The organism is Anthropogastromicrobium sp. (assembly GCF_037349415.1).
GTDB classification, from domain to species: Bacteria; Bacillota; Clostridia; order Lachnospirales; family Lachnospiraceae; genus Anthropogastromicrobium; species Anthropogastromicrobium aceti.
On record NZ_JAXWCK010000046.1, the window covers coordinates 1 to 15,542 of the forward strand.

The 15,542-nt window shown below is 40.1% G+C and carries 13 protein-coding genes and 1 tRNA gene; 4 read left to right on the forward strand and 10 right to left on the reverse strand.

The window, feature by feature from the left end; genetic code table 11:
- The first annotated feature begins 136 nt into the window (after positions 1-136).
- Both WJP93_RS10865 and WJP93_RS10870 read left to right on the forward strand, forming a co-directional pair.
- Positions 137-208: transfer RNA gene (locus WJP93_RS10865), tRNA-Gly, on the forward strand.
- A gap of 62 nt (positions 209-270) precedes the next feature.
- A complete protein-coding gene (locus WJP93_RS10870) occupies positions 271-939 on the forward strand; it encodes a trimeric intracellular cation channel family protein (RefSeq protein WP_227101753.1) in 669 nt (222 codons plus the stop codon).
- Between the two features lie 24 nt (positions 940-963).
- On the opposite strand, the gene WJP93_RS10875 is transcribed toward WJP93_RS10870, so the two are convergent.
- Together WJP93_RS10875 and WJP93_RS10880 are read right to left on the reverse strand one after the other, a co-directional pair.
- On the reverse strand, positions 964-1,140 hold the full coding sequence (locus tag WJP93_RS10875; protein WP_308731109.1) for a hypothetical protein: 177 nt from the start codon (positions 1,138-1,140) through the stop codon (positions 964-966).
- Between the two features lie 101 nt (positions 1,141-1,241).
- Entirely contained in the window at positions 1,242-2,336 is a 1,095-nt protein-coding gene (locus tag WJP93_RS10880; RefSeq protein ID WP_337548295.1) for an ABC transporter substrate-binding protein, read from the reverse strand.
- A gap of 281 nt (positions 2,337-2,617) precedes the next feature.
- Between WJP93_RS10880 and WJP93_RS10885 the strand changes: the two genes are divergently transcribed.
- Both WJP93_RS10885 and WJP93_RS10890 read left to right on the forward strand, forming a co-directional pair.
- Positions 2,618-3,025: a DUF3842 family protein gene (locus WJP93_RS10885; protein WP_066561679.1), complete on the forward strand. Its 408-nt coding sequence runs from the start codon at positions 2,618-2,620 to the stop codon at positions 3,023-3,025.
- 170 nt (positions 3,026-3,195) lie between these two features.
- A complete protein-coding gene (locus WJP93_RS10890) occupies positions 3,196-5,127 on the forward strand; it encodes a Na/Pi cotransporter family protein (RefSeq protein ID WP_227101756.1) in 1,932 nt (643 codons plus the stop codon).
- Between the two features lie 243 nt (positions 5,128-5,370).
- On the opposite strand, the gene WJP93_RS10895 is transcribed toward WJP93_RS10890, so the two are convergent.
- The 8 genes from WJP93_RS10895 to WJP93_RS10930 form a co-directional block, all read right to left on the reverse strand.
- Positions 5,371-6,252: a TPM domain-containing protein gene (locus WJP93_RS10895; protein WP_227101757.1), complete on the reverse strand. Its 882-nt coding sequence runs from the start codon at positions 6,250-6,252 to the stop codon at positions 5,371-5,373.
- Positions 6,253-6,282: 30 nt separating this feature from the next.
- A complete protein-coding gene (locus tag WJP93_RS10900; protein WP_227101758.1) occupies positions 6,283-7,356 on the reverse strand; it encodes a hypothetical protein in 1,074 nt (357 codons plus the stop codon).
- A 228-nt stretch (positions 7,357-7,584) separates the two neighbouring features.
- Complete coding sequence (locus tag WJP93_RS10905) at positions 7,585-10,572, reverse strand: glycoside hydrolase family 38 C-terminal domain-containing protein (protein ID WP_337548296.1); 2,988 nt, start codon at positions 10,570-10,572, stop codon at positions 7,585-7,587.
- A 22-nt stretch (positions 10,573-10,594) separates the two neighbouring features.
- Entirely contained in the window at positions 10,595-10,831 is a 237-nt protein-coding gene (locus WJP93_RS10910; RefSeq protein ID WP_262536583.1) for a NifU family protein, read from the reverse strand.
- A 34-nt stretch (positions 10,832-10,865) separates the two neighbouring features.
- Positions 10,866-11,192: a cupin domain-containing protein gene (locus tag WJP93_RS10915; protein WP_066561669.1), complete on the reverse strand. Its 327-nt coding sequence runs from the start codon at positions 11,190-11,192 to the stop codon at positions 10,866-10,868.
- A 111-nt stretch (positions 11,193-11,303) separates the two neighbouring features.
- Positions 11,304-12,005, reverse strand: coding sequence for a hypothetical protein (locus tag WJP93_RS10920; RefSeq protein WP_337548297.1), 702 nt, complete (start codon positions 12,003-12,005; stop codon positions 11,304-11,306).
- Positions 12,002-13,771, reverse strand: coding sequence for a histidine kinase (locus WJP93_RS10925; protein WP_337548298.1), 1,770 nt, complete (start codon positions 13,769-13,771; stop codon positions 12,002-12,004). The genes WJP93_RS10920 and WJP93_RS10925 overlap by 4 nt, the downstream gene beginning before the upstream one ends.
- 83 nt (positions 13,772-13,854) lie before the next feature.
- On the reverse strand, positions 13,855-15,417 hold the full coding sequence (locus WJP93_RS10930) for a response regulator (RefSeq protein WP_337548300.1): 1,563 nt from the start codon (positions 15,415-15,417) through the stop codon (positions 13,855-13,857).
- Positions 15,418-15,542 lie beyond the last annotated feature (125 nt).

Sequence of the window (15,542 nt, forward strand, 5' to 3'; positions counted from 1 at the left end):
GGTAGGAAATGGTAATAGGTTTGAGATGAAAAGTTTGTGTGCAGTTTTGAAGGTATATGGAATTGAAATAAATGATTGCGAGGATGATGCTTCTGATTGGTTTTAGGTCAGGGCATTGTTTTTTGCATTTTAGAATGCGCGAGTGGCTCAGTGGTGGAGCATCGCCTTCCCAAGGCGAGGGCCGCGGGTTCGAATCCCGTCTCGCGCTTATCTTTACGAAGCTCCCTGACGGTTTGCCAGAGAGTTTTTTTTATTAAGGGGAAAAAGAATATGGATGTATTTATTTGGATTTTGGATGTGGTTGGAACTATCGCATTTTCAATCTCAGGTGCGATGGTTGGCATACGAAAGAAAATGGATTTGTTTGGTGTTTGCGTGCTTGGAGTTGTCACAGCCACTGGAGGCGGCATGACAAGAGATATTGTACTGGGAATAAATCCACCGAGAATGTTTACCAATTCGACAGATGTTTTAATAGCGGCAGTCACGGCTATTCTCACATTTATAGTAATTCATTATGCAAATAAGAAAAAGCAGACACATGTAGGTTTTCGTGAGATGTATAGTCTTGTACTTTTTGTAATGGATACGCTAGGTCTTGCAATTTTTACTGTAATTGGTATTGAGGTGGCGCTGGCAACGAGGCCTGATGCAGGCAACTTCCTGCTTGTGTTTGTCGGTACCATTACTGGTGTTGGAGGCGGATTGCTAAGAGATATGATGTCAGAGTCAATTCCATACATTTTTCAAAAGCATATTTATGCGACAGCATGTATTGTTGGTGCAGTGATCTGCGTTATTTTTTATAGAAAATTGAACATTTCGCTAAATATATCTATGATAGTGGGAGCAATTGCAGTGCTTGTAATTAGAGCATTAGCGGCACAGCTAAGATGGAATCTTCCGACAGTTCATTTGGACGAAGAGGGAAAATCGTAATTAAAAAAGTAAGCACCATGGTGCTTACTTTTTTTTAGATCGTCTGTATTCTGCCAGAATTAATAAAAAAACTCCGGAAAATAAAACTAAAAAAGCATAGGAAGGAATAACCCGCAGTGAGTAATAGCTGATGGTCAGCCAGAGTAGAGCAATGATAATTAATATAAAGGCTGCCCAGTGCAGCATATTGAATCGTTTCATACAAGCTTCTCTTTTCTGTTAGCGTTACTTATAAAATATCATACTTTAATCAAATTGTAAAGCAAAGGAAAGACGCCATTTATTAAGAATTATTTATGATGCTATTCAAATTTTGTGACAGCATTTTTGGCGTATGTTGTGGTTACGAGATCATCGTAAGGCACTTTTTGTTCAAGCTCCCCAGCATCAAGCAGGATATCCTGAAGCAGATCAAAGCTTTCCTTTGTGAATATGGTATCATTTTTCCAAGTATCCTGCTCAAGATAACGATTTACAATGATGGTAATTGTTTTGATATCTGTTTCTGGAAATTGAGGTGCAATGACGTTTGCAATCTCCGCTGCACTGTGAGAATTGACATATTCAAGCCCTTTTTGAATAGCATTTGTAAAATGCTGTATTGTATCAGGGTGGGCCTTTAAAAAGCTTTTTCGGGCGCTGTAGGCGGTATATGGAACGTACCCTGAATCAACTCCTAGAGATGCCGCTACATATCCATCACCAGACAGCTCAAGAAGCGTTGCATGTGGTTCAAATTCGACAGTATAATCGCTTAGAGATATGTCAGACGAAAAAGCTGCAGCTGTAGAACCAAAATCAATATTTTGTATTATCGTCACATCTTTTTGCGGAGTTAATCCGTTTTTCTTTAAGATATATTCAAAAACCATCTCTGGCATACCGCCTTTTCTGCCTCCAATTACAGTTGATCCCTTTAATTGTGACCAAGAAAAACTATCATATTGTTCTCGGCTGACAAGAAAGTTTCCAGCCCGTTGTGTAAGCTGGGCAAAATTGATAGCAAAATCCTCATTACCTTCTTTATACGTATAAATACTGGCTTCACTGCCCATAAAACCGATATCAGCATTTCCGGAAATGAGAGCAGTCATTGTTTTATCAGCGCCAAAACCGGTGTCGAGTGTCAGCAAAATACCTTCCTCTTCAAAATAACCAAGTTCAATGGCAGTATATTGCGGTGCGTAAAAGATAGAGTGAGCAACTTCATTTAATGTTACAGGAGTAAGCTCCTTGTTATTTTCAGTTGATGATGCAGTTGAATGAGCATCATTTTTTGAAGAAGAGCAGCCTATAAGGGAGCAGATCAAAATAGAGAAAGCAAGAATAACGAGGTGAAGAAGACCTGTTTTTAGTTTGCTTTTTACTAAAGAATTGTTTACAGAAAAATTGTTCATGGAAAACCTCAGAGAGCTGTTTGTGATTAGAATATGCATAAAAAAGGTGGAGCGTTAATGGATGATTTGTGGTATACTTATAACGTATTTTTTAACAAATCAAGGAAGTCCCCCGCTTCAATTGCGAAGAGCAATAAGCAGTGGGTGGGGACTTCCTTGTATCAGGAGGGGTATAAGCCCCTCCTGATAAACTGCGAAGCAGTTATTTGGTTATGAGCAAGTAGCGAAGCGGATTGCGAATATCCGCTTGACTAGTTAGAAAAATTGGCAGGTGAAAGAATATGAAAATTGTAGTAATTGATGGTCAGGGTGGCCGTATGGGAAGTGCATTTATTGACAAATGGATTAAGTCTGGAGGTGATCCAAAGGAACTGATTGCAGTTGGCACAAATGCGATGGCAACATCAGCAATGATGAAGGCAGGTGCTGTGAAGGCAGCGACAGGAGAAAATCCAGTAGTTGTCAATACGTCAGGAGCTGATTTTGTAGTAGGACCAATTGGAATCATTGCAGCAGATGCGCTGCTTGGCGAGATAACACCAAAGATGGCACAGGCAGTTGCATCTTGTACAGCACAAAAGGTGCTATTACCGGTAAATACATGTATGTTTCATGTGGTTGGTGTGTCAGATAATCGCCTGAGTGATAACATTGATGAAGCTATTTCTTATATTTTGCAAAATAAATAGCAAAATATTGTATTTTTTGTCATTTTGCTAGTTCCATTTTCGACAGATACTTGATATACTGGAATTGTTCTGCGAGTAAAAAGAAAGTAAAACTTATGTAAAAATCGTCGAACAAGTAAATCAGAGGCTTAGGCACAAAATGTGCTAAGTCAAAAGAATGAGAGGTAAACATGGGAGTAACATCCATATTGTCACTGTTAAGTGGCGTAGCGCTATTCCTTTATGGCATGTCGGTCATGGGCGATAGCCTGAAAAAGGTGGCAGGCAACAAGCTGGAGCTGATTTTGTATAAGCTTACCAGTACCCCTCTAAAGGGAATATTGCTTGGAACAGCAGTAACGGCAATTATTCAGTCTTCATCGGCGACAACAGTTATGGTTGTCGGATTCGTAAATTCTGGTATGATGAAGGTTGCGCAGTCAATTGGTATTATCATGGGCGCAAATATCGGAACGAGTGTAACTGGCTGGATCCTCTGTCTGTCCTATATTGAGGGATCAGGCGGCATTGCACAGCTTCTTTCAACAGCAACTATTTCAGCAGTTGTTGCCATTATCGGTATTATTTTCCGTATGGTTATGAAAAAGGACAGCTATCGCCATGTCGGTGAGATTATGCTTGGTTTTGCAATTTTAATGTTTGGTATGCAGACAATGAGTGGAGCTGTAGCACCACTTAAGGATAGTGAGACATTTAGAAGCATGCTGACAATGTTTACAAATCCGGCAGCTGGAATTTTAGTTGGTATTCTTTTCACAGCAGTTTTACAGAGTGCATCTGCATCAGTTGGTATTTTGCAGGCACTGTCTGTAACAGGAGGAATCAGCTTTGCAGTAGCACTTCCGATTGTTATGGGTATTGGTGTCGGTGCAGCATGTCCAGTTTTAATGTCTGCAATCGGTACAAATAAAAATGGTAAACGTACAGCTCTTATCTATTTGCTGAACGATTTATTTGGTATGCTGTTCTGGTCAATTGTGTTCTACACATTAAATGCAATTTTCCATTTTAAATTCATGAATGTTGTAATGACGCCAGTATATATTGCGCTGATGAATACAGTTTTCCGTGCAGCAACAATTTGTATTTTGTCACCATTTATTAAATACATTGAGAAGCTTGTTTACATTTTAATCAAGGATGACGAGGAAGATCTTGATGAGCAAAAGGATTTTGATCTTCTTGAGGAACGTTTCTTAAATTATCCGGCAATCGCAATTGCGCAGAGTCATACTGCAATGAATGGTATGGCGAGAAAGGCGCGTAAGAATTTATCAAGATCAGTGAGCCTTCTGAAAAAATATTCTGATGAGAAATATCAAAAGATTGAAGAAAAAGAAGTGCTGATTGATAAGTATGAGGATAAGCTTGGAACATATTTGATGCAGCTGACTGGAAAAGAATTAAGCGGAGATCAGACTAAACAGGTATCCAAATTTTTGCATACAATCAGTGACTTTGAGCGTATGGGAGATCATGCACTGAATGTTGCCAGAACTGCAAAGGAACTTTATGATAAGAAGATTGTCTTTTCAGATGAAGCGCGATATGAATTAAATGTCCTAATTGCCGCAATGAAGGAGATTGTTACAAGTACAGTTCAGGCTTTTAGCCGTGATGACTTACAGATGGCAGCTAGAATCGAGCCGCTTCGTGAGCTTATTGGTATGTTATGTGATGAACTAAAAATGCGTCATGTAGATCGTTTGCAGTCTGGAAAATGTGGAATTTCACAGGGCTTTGCATTTAACGATTTGTTGACAAACATTGAGAGAGTATCAGATCACTGTTCCAATGTTGCTGTAGCGATGATTGAGCTTGAGTCCAGAAACTTTGATACGCATGAGTATTTAAAGAGCGTGCGTGAGATGAGAAATACTGAATATAAGCGTTACTTTGAGGAGTATGAGCAAAAGTATAGTATTGATGATTTCGAAGCTTGGTCAGAAAGACAGCAGGAGAAGGAAAAGATGAAGGCTCTATTAGAGGAGCAGCAGCTACAGCAGGGAAGAAAATCTAAGAATGTTGGAACGGCAGAGACAATCATTCCAGAGAATATTGATCCGTTAGAAGATCCGCTTGAGGATACAGAAGAAAATTAACAAATCAAGGAAGTCCCCTGCTTCAATTGCGAAGAGCAATAAGCAGGGGACTTCCTTGTATCAGGAGGGGTACAAGCCCCTCCTGATAAACTGCGAAGCAGTTATTTGGTTATGAGCAAGTAGCGAAGCGGATTGCGAATATCCGCTTGACTATAAAAAAGCAGGTACCTGCAAATGGAGATAAATCCATACAGGTCCTGCTTTTTTGTATGTGCAACTTACTCGGGAGTTTTGGTTTGACGATTAGAATTTGCCACCTCCACCGCCAAAACCGTTGCTGTCAGTGCTTCCGCCGCCACTGCTGCCACTGCTAGAAGAGCTGTCATTTTTCTCTCGCTTTACACGCTGTGTAGTGGTATAAAGATAATAATCACGTTTCTTTGTAAGATGAAAACTTCCAGGTTCCATATAATCTGCAGCGCTAGTTTTCTTAACAGCTGTCTTCATAGAGGCAACCTTTACACTACAAATGATAAGTGCAACTATAAATGCAATGCCAAATGACATCAGATATGGCAAAGCGCGAGATAAGAAGGTAAGTTTTGCCGGATTATCATCACTGTAAGGTGTTCCCTCACGCGCTTCCTTTAAAAAGGCTTCGCTCAGATCAGCAAAAGTGGTAAAAGCATCATAGTAATCACCATCAGAAAGCTTCGAAGTAACACGACTGGAGATGTAGTCAAAACCGTATTCATTGCTGACTGCGGTTAATCCATAGCCGTATGTTAAAAGCTGCCAGTCGCGCTCAGCCATACTGACTGCAAAGATAATACCATCATGACCGTCTCCGTAGCCGTAACCACATTGCGTATAGATTGCTTCAACGTAATTACGCACATCATAGCCATTTGTATCTTTTAATGTAAAGACAACAACATCACATTGATACTGCTGTTCAATTGCTGCCAATTTATTAGATAATGCAGTGATTTGATCTGATGAGAGAAGTCCGGCACCATCATAGACATCACCTAAAATCTCAGATTTATTAGCAACTTCAATGCTGGCAAGGTCAACCTTAGCACTGGCAAGAACAGGAAGTGTTAAGCTGATGCATAATAAGAAAGTGCACAGTACAGCAAATAACGATCGCTTGCTGTGTTTTTTATGTAAGATTGTGTTCATATGATCACTCCTTTCACGTCCAACGACAAATTAAAAGATAAACAGCTTCAGCAGAATGCCGAGCGGAATCGTGATACCGGCGAGAAGTCCAAAGAGACGTCCCTTATCAATCGGAAGATCACCAATCAGCTTGCCGGTTTGTCCATTGATGGCAAAATGGTAGGATTTGCCATGCCAGTTAGTTGTCAGCATCCAGACAGGAAGGAGTGCATAGTCAACGCTGTTTTGTGTGGTGCTGATTTTGCTGGTACGTGGTGTCAGCGTTGTGTAGTCGCATGTTCTGCGGATAGCTGCAATTGTTGTGTTTTTTACGCGAGCTGTTGCGCGCGGTGCGCATGCAGTAGCATCCTCATCATAAGTTTGTGCTGCATAGCCTGGCAGATAATCAGTATGAAAATCAGTGATAGCGCTGTAATCAAATGGCTCAATCGCATCCATGTAGGCATCATCCATCTTCGATGAGCCATCAACAGGAATGTTGTTAAAACGAGCTTCGCCATCACGCAGAACAAGATAATGTTCTGTTTCGGTGACATCATAATCACCGTCTGTGTAATGATGTGTGCGTGTCGCATCAAAGGAAAAGCTTCCCTTGGATTCACAGCTGTAAAGCCAGAAAGGAACGTAAATACCGCTGATTTCTTCAAGATGGTTTTCAGCAGAAAAAGCACGCGGAAGGAAAATCTTTCCCTTATAAAAGTTTTTTAGTGTTTCCTTTGCTGTTTTTTTGTCGACCTTAAAAGGAATCACGTAATTAGGGCGCTTAGCACCACTTAAATGGTCAGACAATACGACAGGAGAACCACAGTAGGCACAGGTAGAAGCAGCTGTTGTCTCATCAGTGACAAGTTCTGCACCACATGTAGGGCAGTGATAGCTGCGCATACCTTGCTGTTCACCAGAAGACCAGTTAGATCCGGCGTTAGACGTATTCCAGCATGCATTATCCTGATCAGTACTGGAAGGTGTGTCGCTTAGAGCTTTCATTGCCTCAACATCAATTGAGGTGTCACAGTGAGAACAGTGTAGTTTCTGGGTTTTGCTGTCGAAAGTAAGTGCTGCACCACAGTTGGGACATTTATAGGTTTTAATCGAATCATCCATAGAAACCTCTTTTCCGTGCCGCTAAAGGCACTATTTTCTTATAATTATTGTATCATGGATGAAACTGTTTGTCTATAAAAAAAGAGACTGCGCATTTTTATGCACAGCCTCTTTTTTATAGACAAATATTAGCAGTATGCCCTAAGACGAAACCATTGTACCGAAGGGCTTCGTCACATAATGCGTAAACTGTAATCTTTGCAACAATTATAGTTGATAAGCTAACCTTTACAGATCCTCTGGCTTTACTGCAACAGTAATAAGCTCAAATGGATGATAGGAGACAACCTTGGTACTGCCTTCGATATCCTCGATGAGATTCATAGTCTGTACCTCAAATGGGAAAGCAATCTTTCCACGGCGTCCATCCTGCTCTGACAGACGAAGAATCAGATACTGTCCGTCCTCAGAACGCTTCATTGCCTGCAGATAAAGTCCACAGTTGTTTAAGGTGTCACGAAGAGCAGCAGGAACAGTGACATTTGACTTGCAAAGAGGAACATTATATTCAATAGCAGTCTTATTTACCTGTGCCTCTACAGCATCACCGCTGTGCGGAAGGATTGTGTAGCAGAAGTCATGATGACCGATATCAGATGTGATATCAGGGCGGATAGTTGCACGAAGAAGACTTAAGGAGATCTCATCTTTTTCAAGGCCAACGCCATATTTGCCCTCGTTAATGATTGCAATACCGCTTCCGCTTTCAGACATATCACACCACTTATGATGGCAAACCTCAAAGCGAGCCTGCTGCCAGGAGGTGTTCTTTGTAAGATCACGTTTTACAAAGCCGGCACTTGTATCACAAACGAGCTCTCTTGTCAGGACGTCTGGTCCAAAGTTTACTTTCACGAGCTTATGCTTCTCATCCCAGTCTACGACGTTTTCAACTTCGATTGCACGAGAATCAGCAAAGAAGCGAAGAATCATCTTCCAGGTACTCTTTTCTGTTGTGAAAGTAACAGCAAATTCAGCAGAGGAACCATCAGAAGATACAAGAGCAAGTGGCTTGTCTACGTTTAAAGCGACCTGAACATCTTTATAATTTGGCAGGATATCCCATGCATCATAAACACCTGGGTTATCGGCATACAAATGAAGTTTGTTAAAGCCACAGCCTTCCTTAACCCACTCGCGGTCAAGCTCTTTATCGTACAGACTTACAAAGCTTCCATCGCTTGAAAGTTTTGCGCGGTAGTAAGGAGTTTCTAAAACAAGACAATCACACTTGTCACAAAATTCAGTGCTCAGCCAGTTTTCCTTGGATGGAAGAGCTGCGACAGTGCCAGTACTAAGACCGGCAAGTGTAGGAATGCTCCAGAATCCCTTTACACCGTGACGAGTAATAGCTCCGTTTTCATCTTCAATGAAGGTAATTGAAGAACGAGTGAAGTTTAATGAGTTGAAATATTCATTGCCAGCAGTTAAAGCAAGCATTGCATCAAGACGCTCGGAAACGCTGCGATAATCATTCATTGCATCCTCATATACTGGATGAATATGAGAACCTGGCAGGATATCGTGGAACTGATTTAATAAGAACTTCTTGTAGCACTCTGTAAGTTCCTCAGATGGATAAGAAGTGCCAGTTAAGGATGCGAGAGCAGCGCGAAGCTCGGTCTCACGAAGCTTAAATTCAAGAGTGCGGTTTGCCTTTTTTAAATTAGACTTTGTAGTGAAGGTACCACGGTGCATCTCAAGATACAGCTCGCCATCCCAAGTAGCTAAGTTGGTGTTATCTTTTAAATTCTTATGAAGGAATGCGTCACCGCCAGTGACTTCGATTTTTGGCATAACAGAAACCTTGTCAAAACGACGAATCATTTCAAGCATTTCCTCGGTACATCCAGAACCACCGTCTCCGTAGCCATACATATTTAGTGTTTGGCCGCCAGTTTCCTTATCCTGATAAGCTTCCCAGTTTTCCTGAATCTGACTTGGCATGTTCCAGGTAATAAAGTGTGTCGGAGGAACGCAGGCATATACGCTGCTTCCGTCGATACCCTTCCAGATAAAGTTGTTGTGTGGGAAACGGTTTGTATCGTTCCAAGTGGACATCTTGTTAGAAACAAAGTAATCAACACCACTCTTTTTTAAGATCTGAGGAAGAATCCAGCTGTTTCCAAAAACATCTGGAAGCCATGCATTGTCTATGGTGCGTCCAAATGCCTTTCTGAAGTACATCTGTCCATACAGACACTGACGAATTAAACTCTCAGCAGACGGAATATTACAGTCAGGCTCAACATACATAGCACCAACAGGTTCAAACTGACCAGCTGCAATCTTTTCCTTTAATTCAGCAAACAGTTCTGGATAATACTTTTCCAGTGTTTCATAGGTGTATGCCTGTGTGTGAGTATATTTAAACTCTGGATATTGATTCATAAGACGAAGCTGAATAAGAATAGTTCTTGCATTTTTATGTACAGCATGGATACGGCGCCAATAATAAGCTATATCAAGATGAGAATGACCAACTAAAGCAACATCACCGCTGCCTTTGAAGTCCGTGTTAGAGTAGATATTCTTTTCTACATACTCAGCAGCCTGATCAACGCCTTCATAGGTGTCAAAATCAATGAAGTCAAGCGCCTTGCTCAGTTCACGGAACAAAAATTTGCGGTAGTCTTCATTAAAATACTCGCTGTGAGCGATATCCATAAATAAGATATAGTCATAAACAAGAGACTGTACATTATCACGGATAGTTGAAAGATAAGCTCCCTCGAAGATCTGGCGGCAGCCACGATGTGCAAGAGAAGCAGGGTTTCTCTCGTCATCCGGCTTAGAACGGTTATATGCTTCAATCTCAATTGTAAGATCGTCAGAATCAATATATGGATTAAGCAGGATGCGTTCACGGTTCGGGTCAACGCCGCCAACATACTTTCCATTAATTTTAACGATCATCTCAGCTGCTGTATGAAGTGTAAAGTAGATGTTTTTTCCCTTCATATGTGCTGGAATCTGCACATGGCCGCGGATAAAGGCAGTTCCATCTGGGGTGAAATACATGTCGTCTTTCTTTAACGGACGATATTCATCAGAATAATATTCGTATTGATCTTCTGAAATCTGTCTGGCATCGCGAATCTCAAGATCTGTAATTTCAAATTTCTCTTCATAAATGCCGCGCTGCAGCCATACAAAACGAAGGTCAGTCCATTCCTCCGGTCTCATACTGCGGCGGACAACTTTTACATGAGCCATAGTAAAATCCTCTCTTATCTAATTAGTTATTGTCCCAGAAGAATGGCTTCTTGCGGACAGCAGTGATCTCAACAGTTTCACCCTTTGCCTCTTTGATTTGCTGGGCAATCCAGTCTACGCAGCGGTTTAAAATCAGACATTTAGAACACTCGCCGCGGAAGATCAGAGTCAGTTTTTTATTTTCATAGGAGACGAACTCGACCCAGCCGCCATCACCCTGGAGCTTTGGAGCCAGAACATTTTCAATATATTCTTTCATGGCGTTATCCTTTCTCTTTATTAAAAATTGATCCTTATTTCTTGATGAAATCCTCACGCATTGGTGTAAAAACATCGCACAGAACACCAGCCTCAAGACATTCACATCCGTGAAGACTATTGGACGGCATTAAAATGCTGTCACCTGCGTTTACCACCTGAGTTTCTCCATCAATTGTGAAGGCGAAACTTCCCTTTACGATGTAAGTAGTCTGAACGTGTGGATGAGTGTGGAAATTACCCTTAGCTCCCTTTTCAAATGTGATTTCGCACATCATAACCTGATCGTTATAAGCCATTACCTTGCGGGAAACACCTGGCTCACATGGTGTAGCAGTTACCGTATTGTTGTGTACAAACATAGTGAAACCTCCGTAAATTTTAATCTGGATAAAAATCCTTTATGTTAAGTATACCATAAAAATTGACAAATGACAGGACACTTTTCAGGGAAAATACAACAGATTTTATAATTATTTTCCCCAAATACAATATGTTATAAAATCCTGAATAACATCTGGATGATTTTTGTCAGTGCAGACAGAAAGAGAGGATTCGTCTGAGAGAGGAAGTTTAGACGAAAGGTAACTGTCATCTAGTGAAATTCCAGTACAGATTTTATTTCCACCGCCGTCAACAGCTGTTAAAAGACGATTTTCCTTTTCAAGTTTTTCATATAAATCTTCAGAAAGAAAAGAAGAAAGATCAAGGCAGGCATTTTGTGCCGTGTAGTAAGAAAACATTTGTGGAACTGTAATTAAAACGTCTACCGTATCGGTTGCAAGAAGCGAGGTTAACTTAATGTTTGATGCAGTGTTATAATACTGGTCATAAACTTCTTTGTTGCTGTCATCAACAGATAAAGAACAGTCAAAAATAGTGTTTTCCTTCCAAGTTTTGTCAAAGCCATTTTTTTCTTCAAATTCCTTTTGAACAACAGAAAAATCAGAGGAGAGAAGACTTGTTTCATTTACTGTTACGCAGTAAAGCATGGTATCCTGAAGGTTACGGTAAATGCATGTGCCTGCTTCATATAAGAGAAATATGACTAGAAAAAATGCAAAAATCTGGAGCTTATAATATTCCCAGATATACCATAGACGATCTTCAATGCTCATCTGTTTTAATTTTTCAAGCTCAGTTTTAAAGGTTTTATTTGTATTATTTTGTTTCAATGATGTTCCTCCTCAAAATCAGGAATCGGATAAATAAAGGGGATCCTGATCTGTACAATATTTTCATAATATGGAATAGAAGAAAAGGTGATTTTGACCGTTTCTCCGTAGAAAAATACGAGTCTTTGATAGACATTATTAAGACCAACATGCTTTTGTCCGTCTGTACCTGTGTGTAAAATTTGTGTCGCTCTTTCAATATCAATTCCTGAGCCATTGTCAATCACACGAAGATATAGCCATGGATCATCACGGTAAACTTCAATTTTTATGGATGGAACATCGAGATAGCTAGAACTGTTGTCAAGTCCAAAACCATGACGAATAGAGTTTTCAACAAGCGGCTGAAGAATGATTTTTAATATTTCATAGGAGAGCAGTTCCTTTGGAATGTCGCTTGTAAAGCATATCTTATGGCTAAAACGGTAATTCATGATATTGACATAGGCCTGAACGTGTGCAAGTTCCTTTGAGATTGAAATCAGCTCGCCTCCAAAATTAAGACCAATTCGCATAAAGTCAGCTAAATTTTGAATCATCATGGAGGCATTTTTAGTGTGATTGCTGTAGACTTCCATATTGATATATTCAAGCGTGTTATATAGAAAATGTGGATTGATCTGCTCTGAAAAAAGTCGTATCTCAGCATTGTATTTGGCTTGACGCTCCTGCTTAATCTGTTCGATTTGTTGCTGAATTGTCTGATACATGGAATCAAGCGATTTACTTAGCTGACCAAGTTCATCTGACTGGGTTAAAATCTGACTTGAATCATAAGTCTGATTTTCAATAGCAGACACAGCACTGATCAATTTTGAGAGTGATCTGGTAATCAGATTGGAGGCAATCAGTGTACCAACAGTGATTGTCAAAAGTACAACTAAAATAGCAAGATACAGATAAGACTGAATAGTGTGAAGTGATGACAGCAGCTGATCCATTGAAATTAAATTGGCCAGACACAGCGATCTGTTTCCAATTCGGTTTAAAATCAGATAAGCATCTTTTTGCTTAATTGTAAGGGCATCCTTGCGATTTGGCAGAGGACGAAATACATCACTGTCAGGCAATTTTGTATTAGTTCTTGAGGCATCTGCGATAAGATTACCGGAGTCAAGCAGATAGTAAGATCCTTCTAAGCTTCGATTACTATAGGTGTGAAGAAAATCGCGAACCATTTCCGCATCAAGTAAGAGAAATAAAATGGCATCAGACGATTCAACGCTGTCTGCTACAATCACAATGGTCGTATTTTCCATATAAGTGAGAGGAATGGCAATAGGAATTACAGTCTGCTGATCTAAAAAAGGGCTCGTCTGCGCAGGAAGTATAGTTATACCGCATATGGATTCAGCTTGATTTCCAAGTGTATAGTCAGTAGTTGTAAAAAGCTTTTCACTAAAGCGGTGATAAACCATTCCTGTTTTGCTTGTAATTAAGGCAGAACGAATAAATGAATATGATACATACAGATCATGAAGTGTATCCTGAAGATCACTGTTAAGTTTAGTGTAATCTTCATTTTTGCAGCGGCGTATTCGTGAAAACTTGTTCTTAAATTCAGTTGTTCCGCAAATATCAACAAATCTCGTTGTGATAGAAGAAAGTGCACCTTCAAATGCCTGCGCCGTGCTGGCTGTGTTATTTTCAGCACGTGTCAGTGCGTGTGATAAAAAGTAATTTCGTAAAAAGATTTGTGACCCCAGGCTGATGAAAAGCAGGCTTGCCACAACAATAAATGTAGTGGCAAACCAACTTTTTATCATGATATGGCGTGAGGGCCGAAAATGATCAATAAATTTTTTCAATTGTTTCATCGTCATATAAAAATGTTGTATTGTGGTCTGTACTATCGGTTTTGATAGTCAGAAGGAGAAATTCCAGTGACATTTTTAAAAGCTCTTGAGAAAGAGCGGTAGTCTTGATAGCCGGTCGCATAGGCAATTTCGCTGATACTAAGCCGCTGCTCTAAAAGAAGCTTTTTGGCAAGATCTGTTCGGGCATTCAGTACGTAATCACGGAAATTTTGTCCGGTTTTTGTTTTAAAGTAAATCGTAAAATAAGATTCACTTAAGTTGACAGTGGCAGCTACATCCTTTGCTTTTAAATTACTGCTGATATGATTTTTTATATATTCTTTGGCAGTTTCAATAATAGGATCTGAGGATTTCTTTTGCCGTTTATAGCTTTCTGAAAGCGACAGAAAACCAGCTGTCAGCCATTCAATTAGTTCTGTGATTGTGTGACATAACAGCACATCATCTGGGCGTATAGGCTCTTCTGGTGAAAGTTCTGTGTGTTTTGCAAGAAAGCGCACACGGATGTTTGTCAGTACGTGAATACACATGCCGCGGATAAAATCAGGCGGAGGCAGTTGTGTAAAAAAGAGCGAATGTACAAATTGGGCACAACATCTTTTTATTTCATCAGGATCATTGTGCTCAATGCAGGTAATCATTGGATCATATGCAATTGATGAAGGAGAAAATGAAGGCTTTTGGTGGCAGACCATGGTATCGTCATATACATCATTTTCACGTTCATATATGTGATAAGATAATGCGCGAAGTGCGTCTGTGTAAGCGGCAGCAGCTTGTTCAGTCTGATCGGCAAGTGTACTGATAGCAGTATAAAAACGGATACCAGTTTGCTGCTTTAAATGGCAAAGTATGCTTGCAATAGGTTCTCGGATTGCACAAAGCTCCTTATTTTGAGCTTCAGAAATAAGAAGTACAAGCTGCTTTTCACGAAGAATCCAGGCTTCAATAGACTGGTCAGAAAAAGCACTGATAAATAGAGGCTTTGCCAGTTTAAGCGCATGCAAGAGCTTGTCACTTGAGGTTGCTGCTGAACAGACAATAACGCGATACGGATTATCAAACAGCGTAAGAGAAAGCATCGTGCAGCGCCGTTTTATGTCACTGTCATCGCGAATCTCATTTAATAAAAGCTGATTCAAAAAGAAAATTTTAGAACTTTCCATTAATTCATCTAAATTTTTAGCAGCAGAAGAAGAATGATGATTTGAGAGAATCTCAGCATATTGACGAGATAGCTCATCCTTAAATTCTTCAATCTTTAACGGTTTTAAAAAATAGCCGTTTGCACCATAGCGAATTGCTTTTTGTGCAAGGTAAAAATCGTCATATCCGCTTAAAATTAAAAAACGACAGGTGATTCCTGCAGCTTTAGTTTGGCGGATTACCTCAAGTCCATCAATTTGAGGCATTTTAATATCAATTATAACAAGATCCGGGAGATAGCTTCTGATTAAATCAAGTGCTTCCTGGCCGTTAGAAGCAACAGCTACTACCTTAGCATGATATTGCTCCCAGGGAATGGCATTTTGGAGCCCGTTTCGAATGGCAGCCTCATCATCGGCAAGCAGAACCCGGATAGAAATGGATTCCATGAAAGTTCCTCCTTATTTTGAAATTTTTGGTACTTTATGTTTGTTACGCACACATACTGATGCTATTTTAACATGAATAAAGCAGAAAAGCAACTTTTAAACGTAAGTCAAATCATGGGTGCCAT

Excerpts from the sequence above, each read along its gene's own strand:
- WJP93_RS10870 (WP_227101753.1), top strand. The coding sequence starts at position 271 with ATGGATGTATTTATTTGGATTTTGGATGTGGTTGGAACTATCGCATTT.
- WJP93_RS10875 (WP_308731109.1), bottom strand. The coding sequence starts at position 1,140 with ATGAAACGATTCAATATGCTGCACTGGGCAGCCTTTATATTAATTATC.
- WJP93_RS10880 (WP_337548295.1), bottom strand. The coding sequence starts at position 2,336 with ATGAACAATTTTTCTGTAAACAATTCTTTAGTAAAAAGCAAACTAAAA.
- WJP93_RS10885 (WP_066561679.1), top strand. The coding sequence starts at position 2,618 with ATGAAAATTGTAGTAATTGATGGTCAGGGTGGCCGTATGGGAAGTGCA.
- WJP93_RS10890 (WP_227101756.1), top strand. The coding sequence starts at position 3,196 with ATGGGAGTAACATCCATATTGTCACTGTTAAGTGGCGTAGCGCTATTC.
- WJP93_RS10895 (WP_227101757.1), bottom strand. The coding sequence starts at position 6,252 with ATGAACACAATCTTACATAAAAAACACAGCAAGCGATCGTTATTTGCT.
- WJP93_RS10900 (WP_227101758.1), bottom strand. The coding sequence starts at position 7,356 with ATGGATGATTCGATTAAAACCTATAAATGTCCCAACTGTGGTGCAGCA.
- WJP93_RS10905 (WP_337548296.1), bottom strand. The coding sequence starts at position 10,572 with ATGGCTCATGTAAAAGTTGTCCGCCGCAGTATGAGACCGGAGGAATGG.
- WJP93_RS10910 (WP_262536583.1), bottom strand. The coding sequence starts at position 10,831 with ATGAAAGAATATATTGAAAATGTTCTGGCTCCAAAGCTCCAGGGTGAT.
- WJP93_RS10915 (WP_066561669.1), bottom strand. The coding sequence starts at position 11,192 with ATGTTTGTACACAACAATACGGTAACTGCTACACCATGTGAGCCAGGT.
- WJP93_RS10925 (WP_337548298.1), bottom strand. The coding sequence starts at position 13,771 with ATGATAAAAAGTTGGTTTGCCACTACATTTATTGTTGTGGCAAGCCTG.
- WJP93_RS10930 (WP_337548300.1), bottom strand. The coding sequence starts at position 15,417 with ATGGAATCCATTTCTATCCGGGTTCTGCTTGCCGATGATGAGGCTGCC.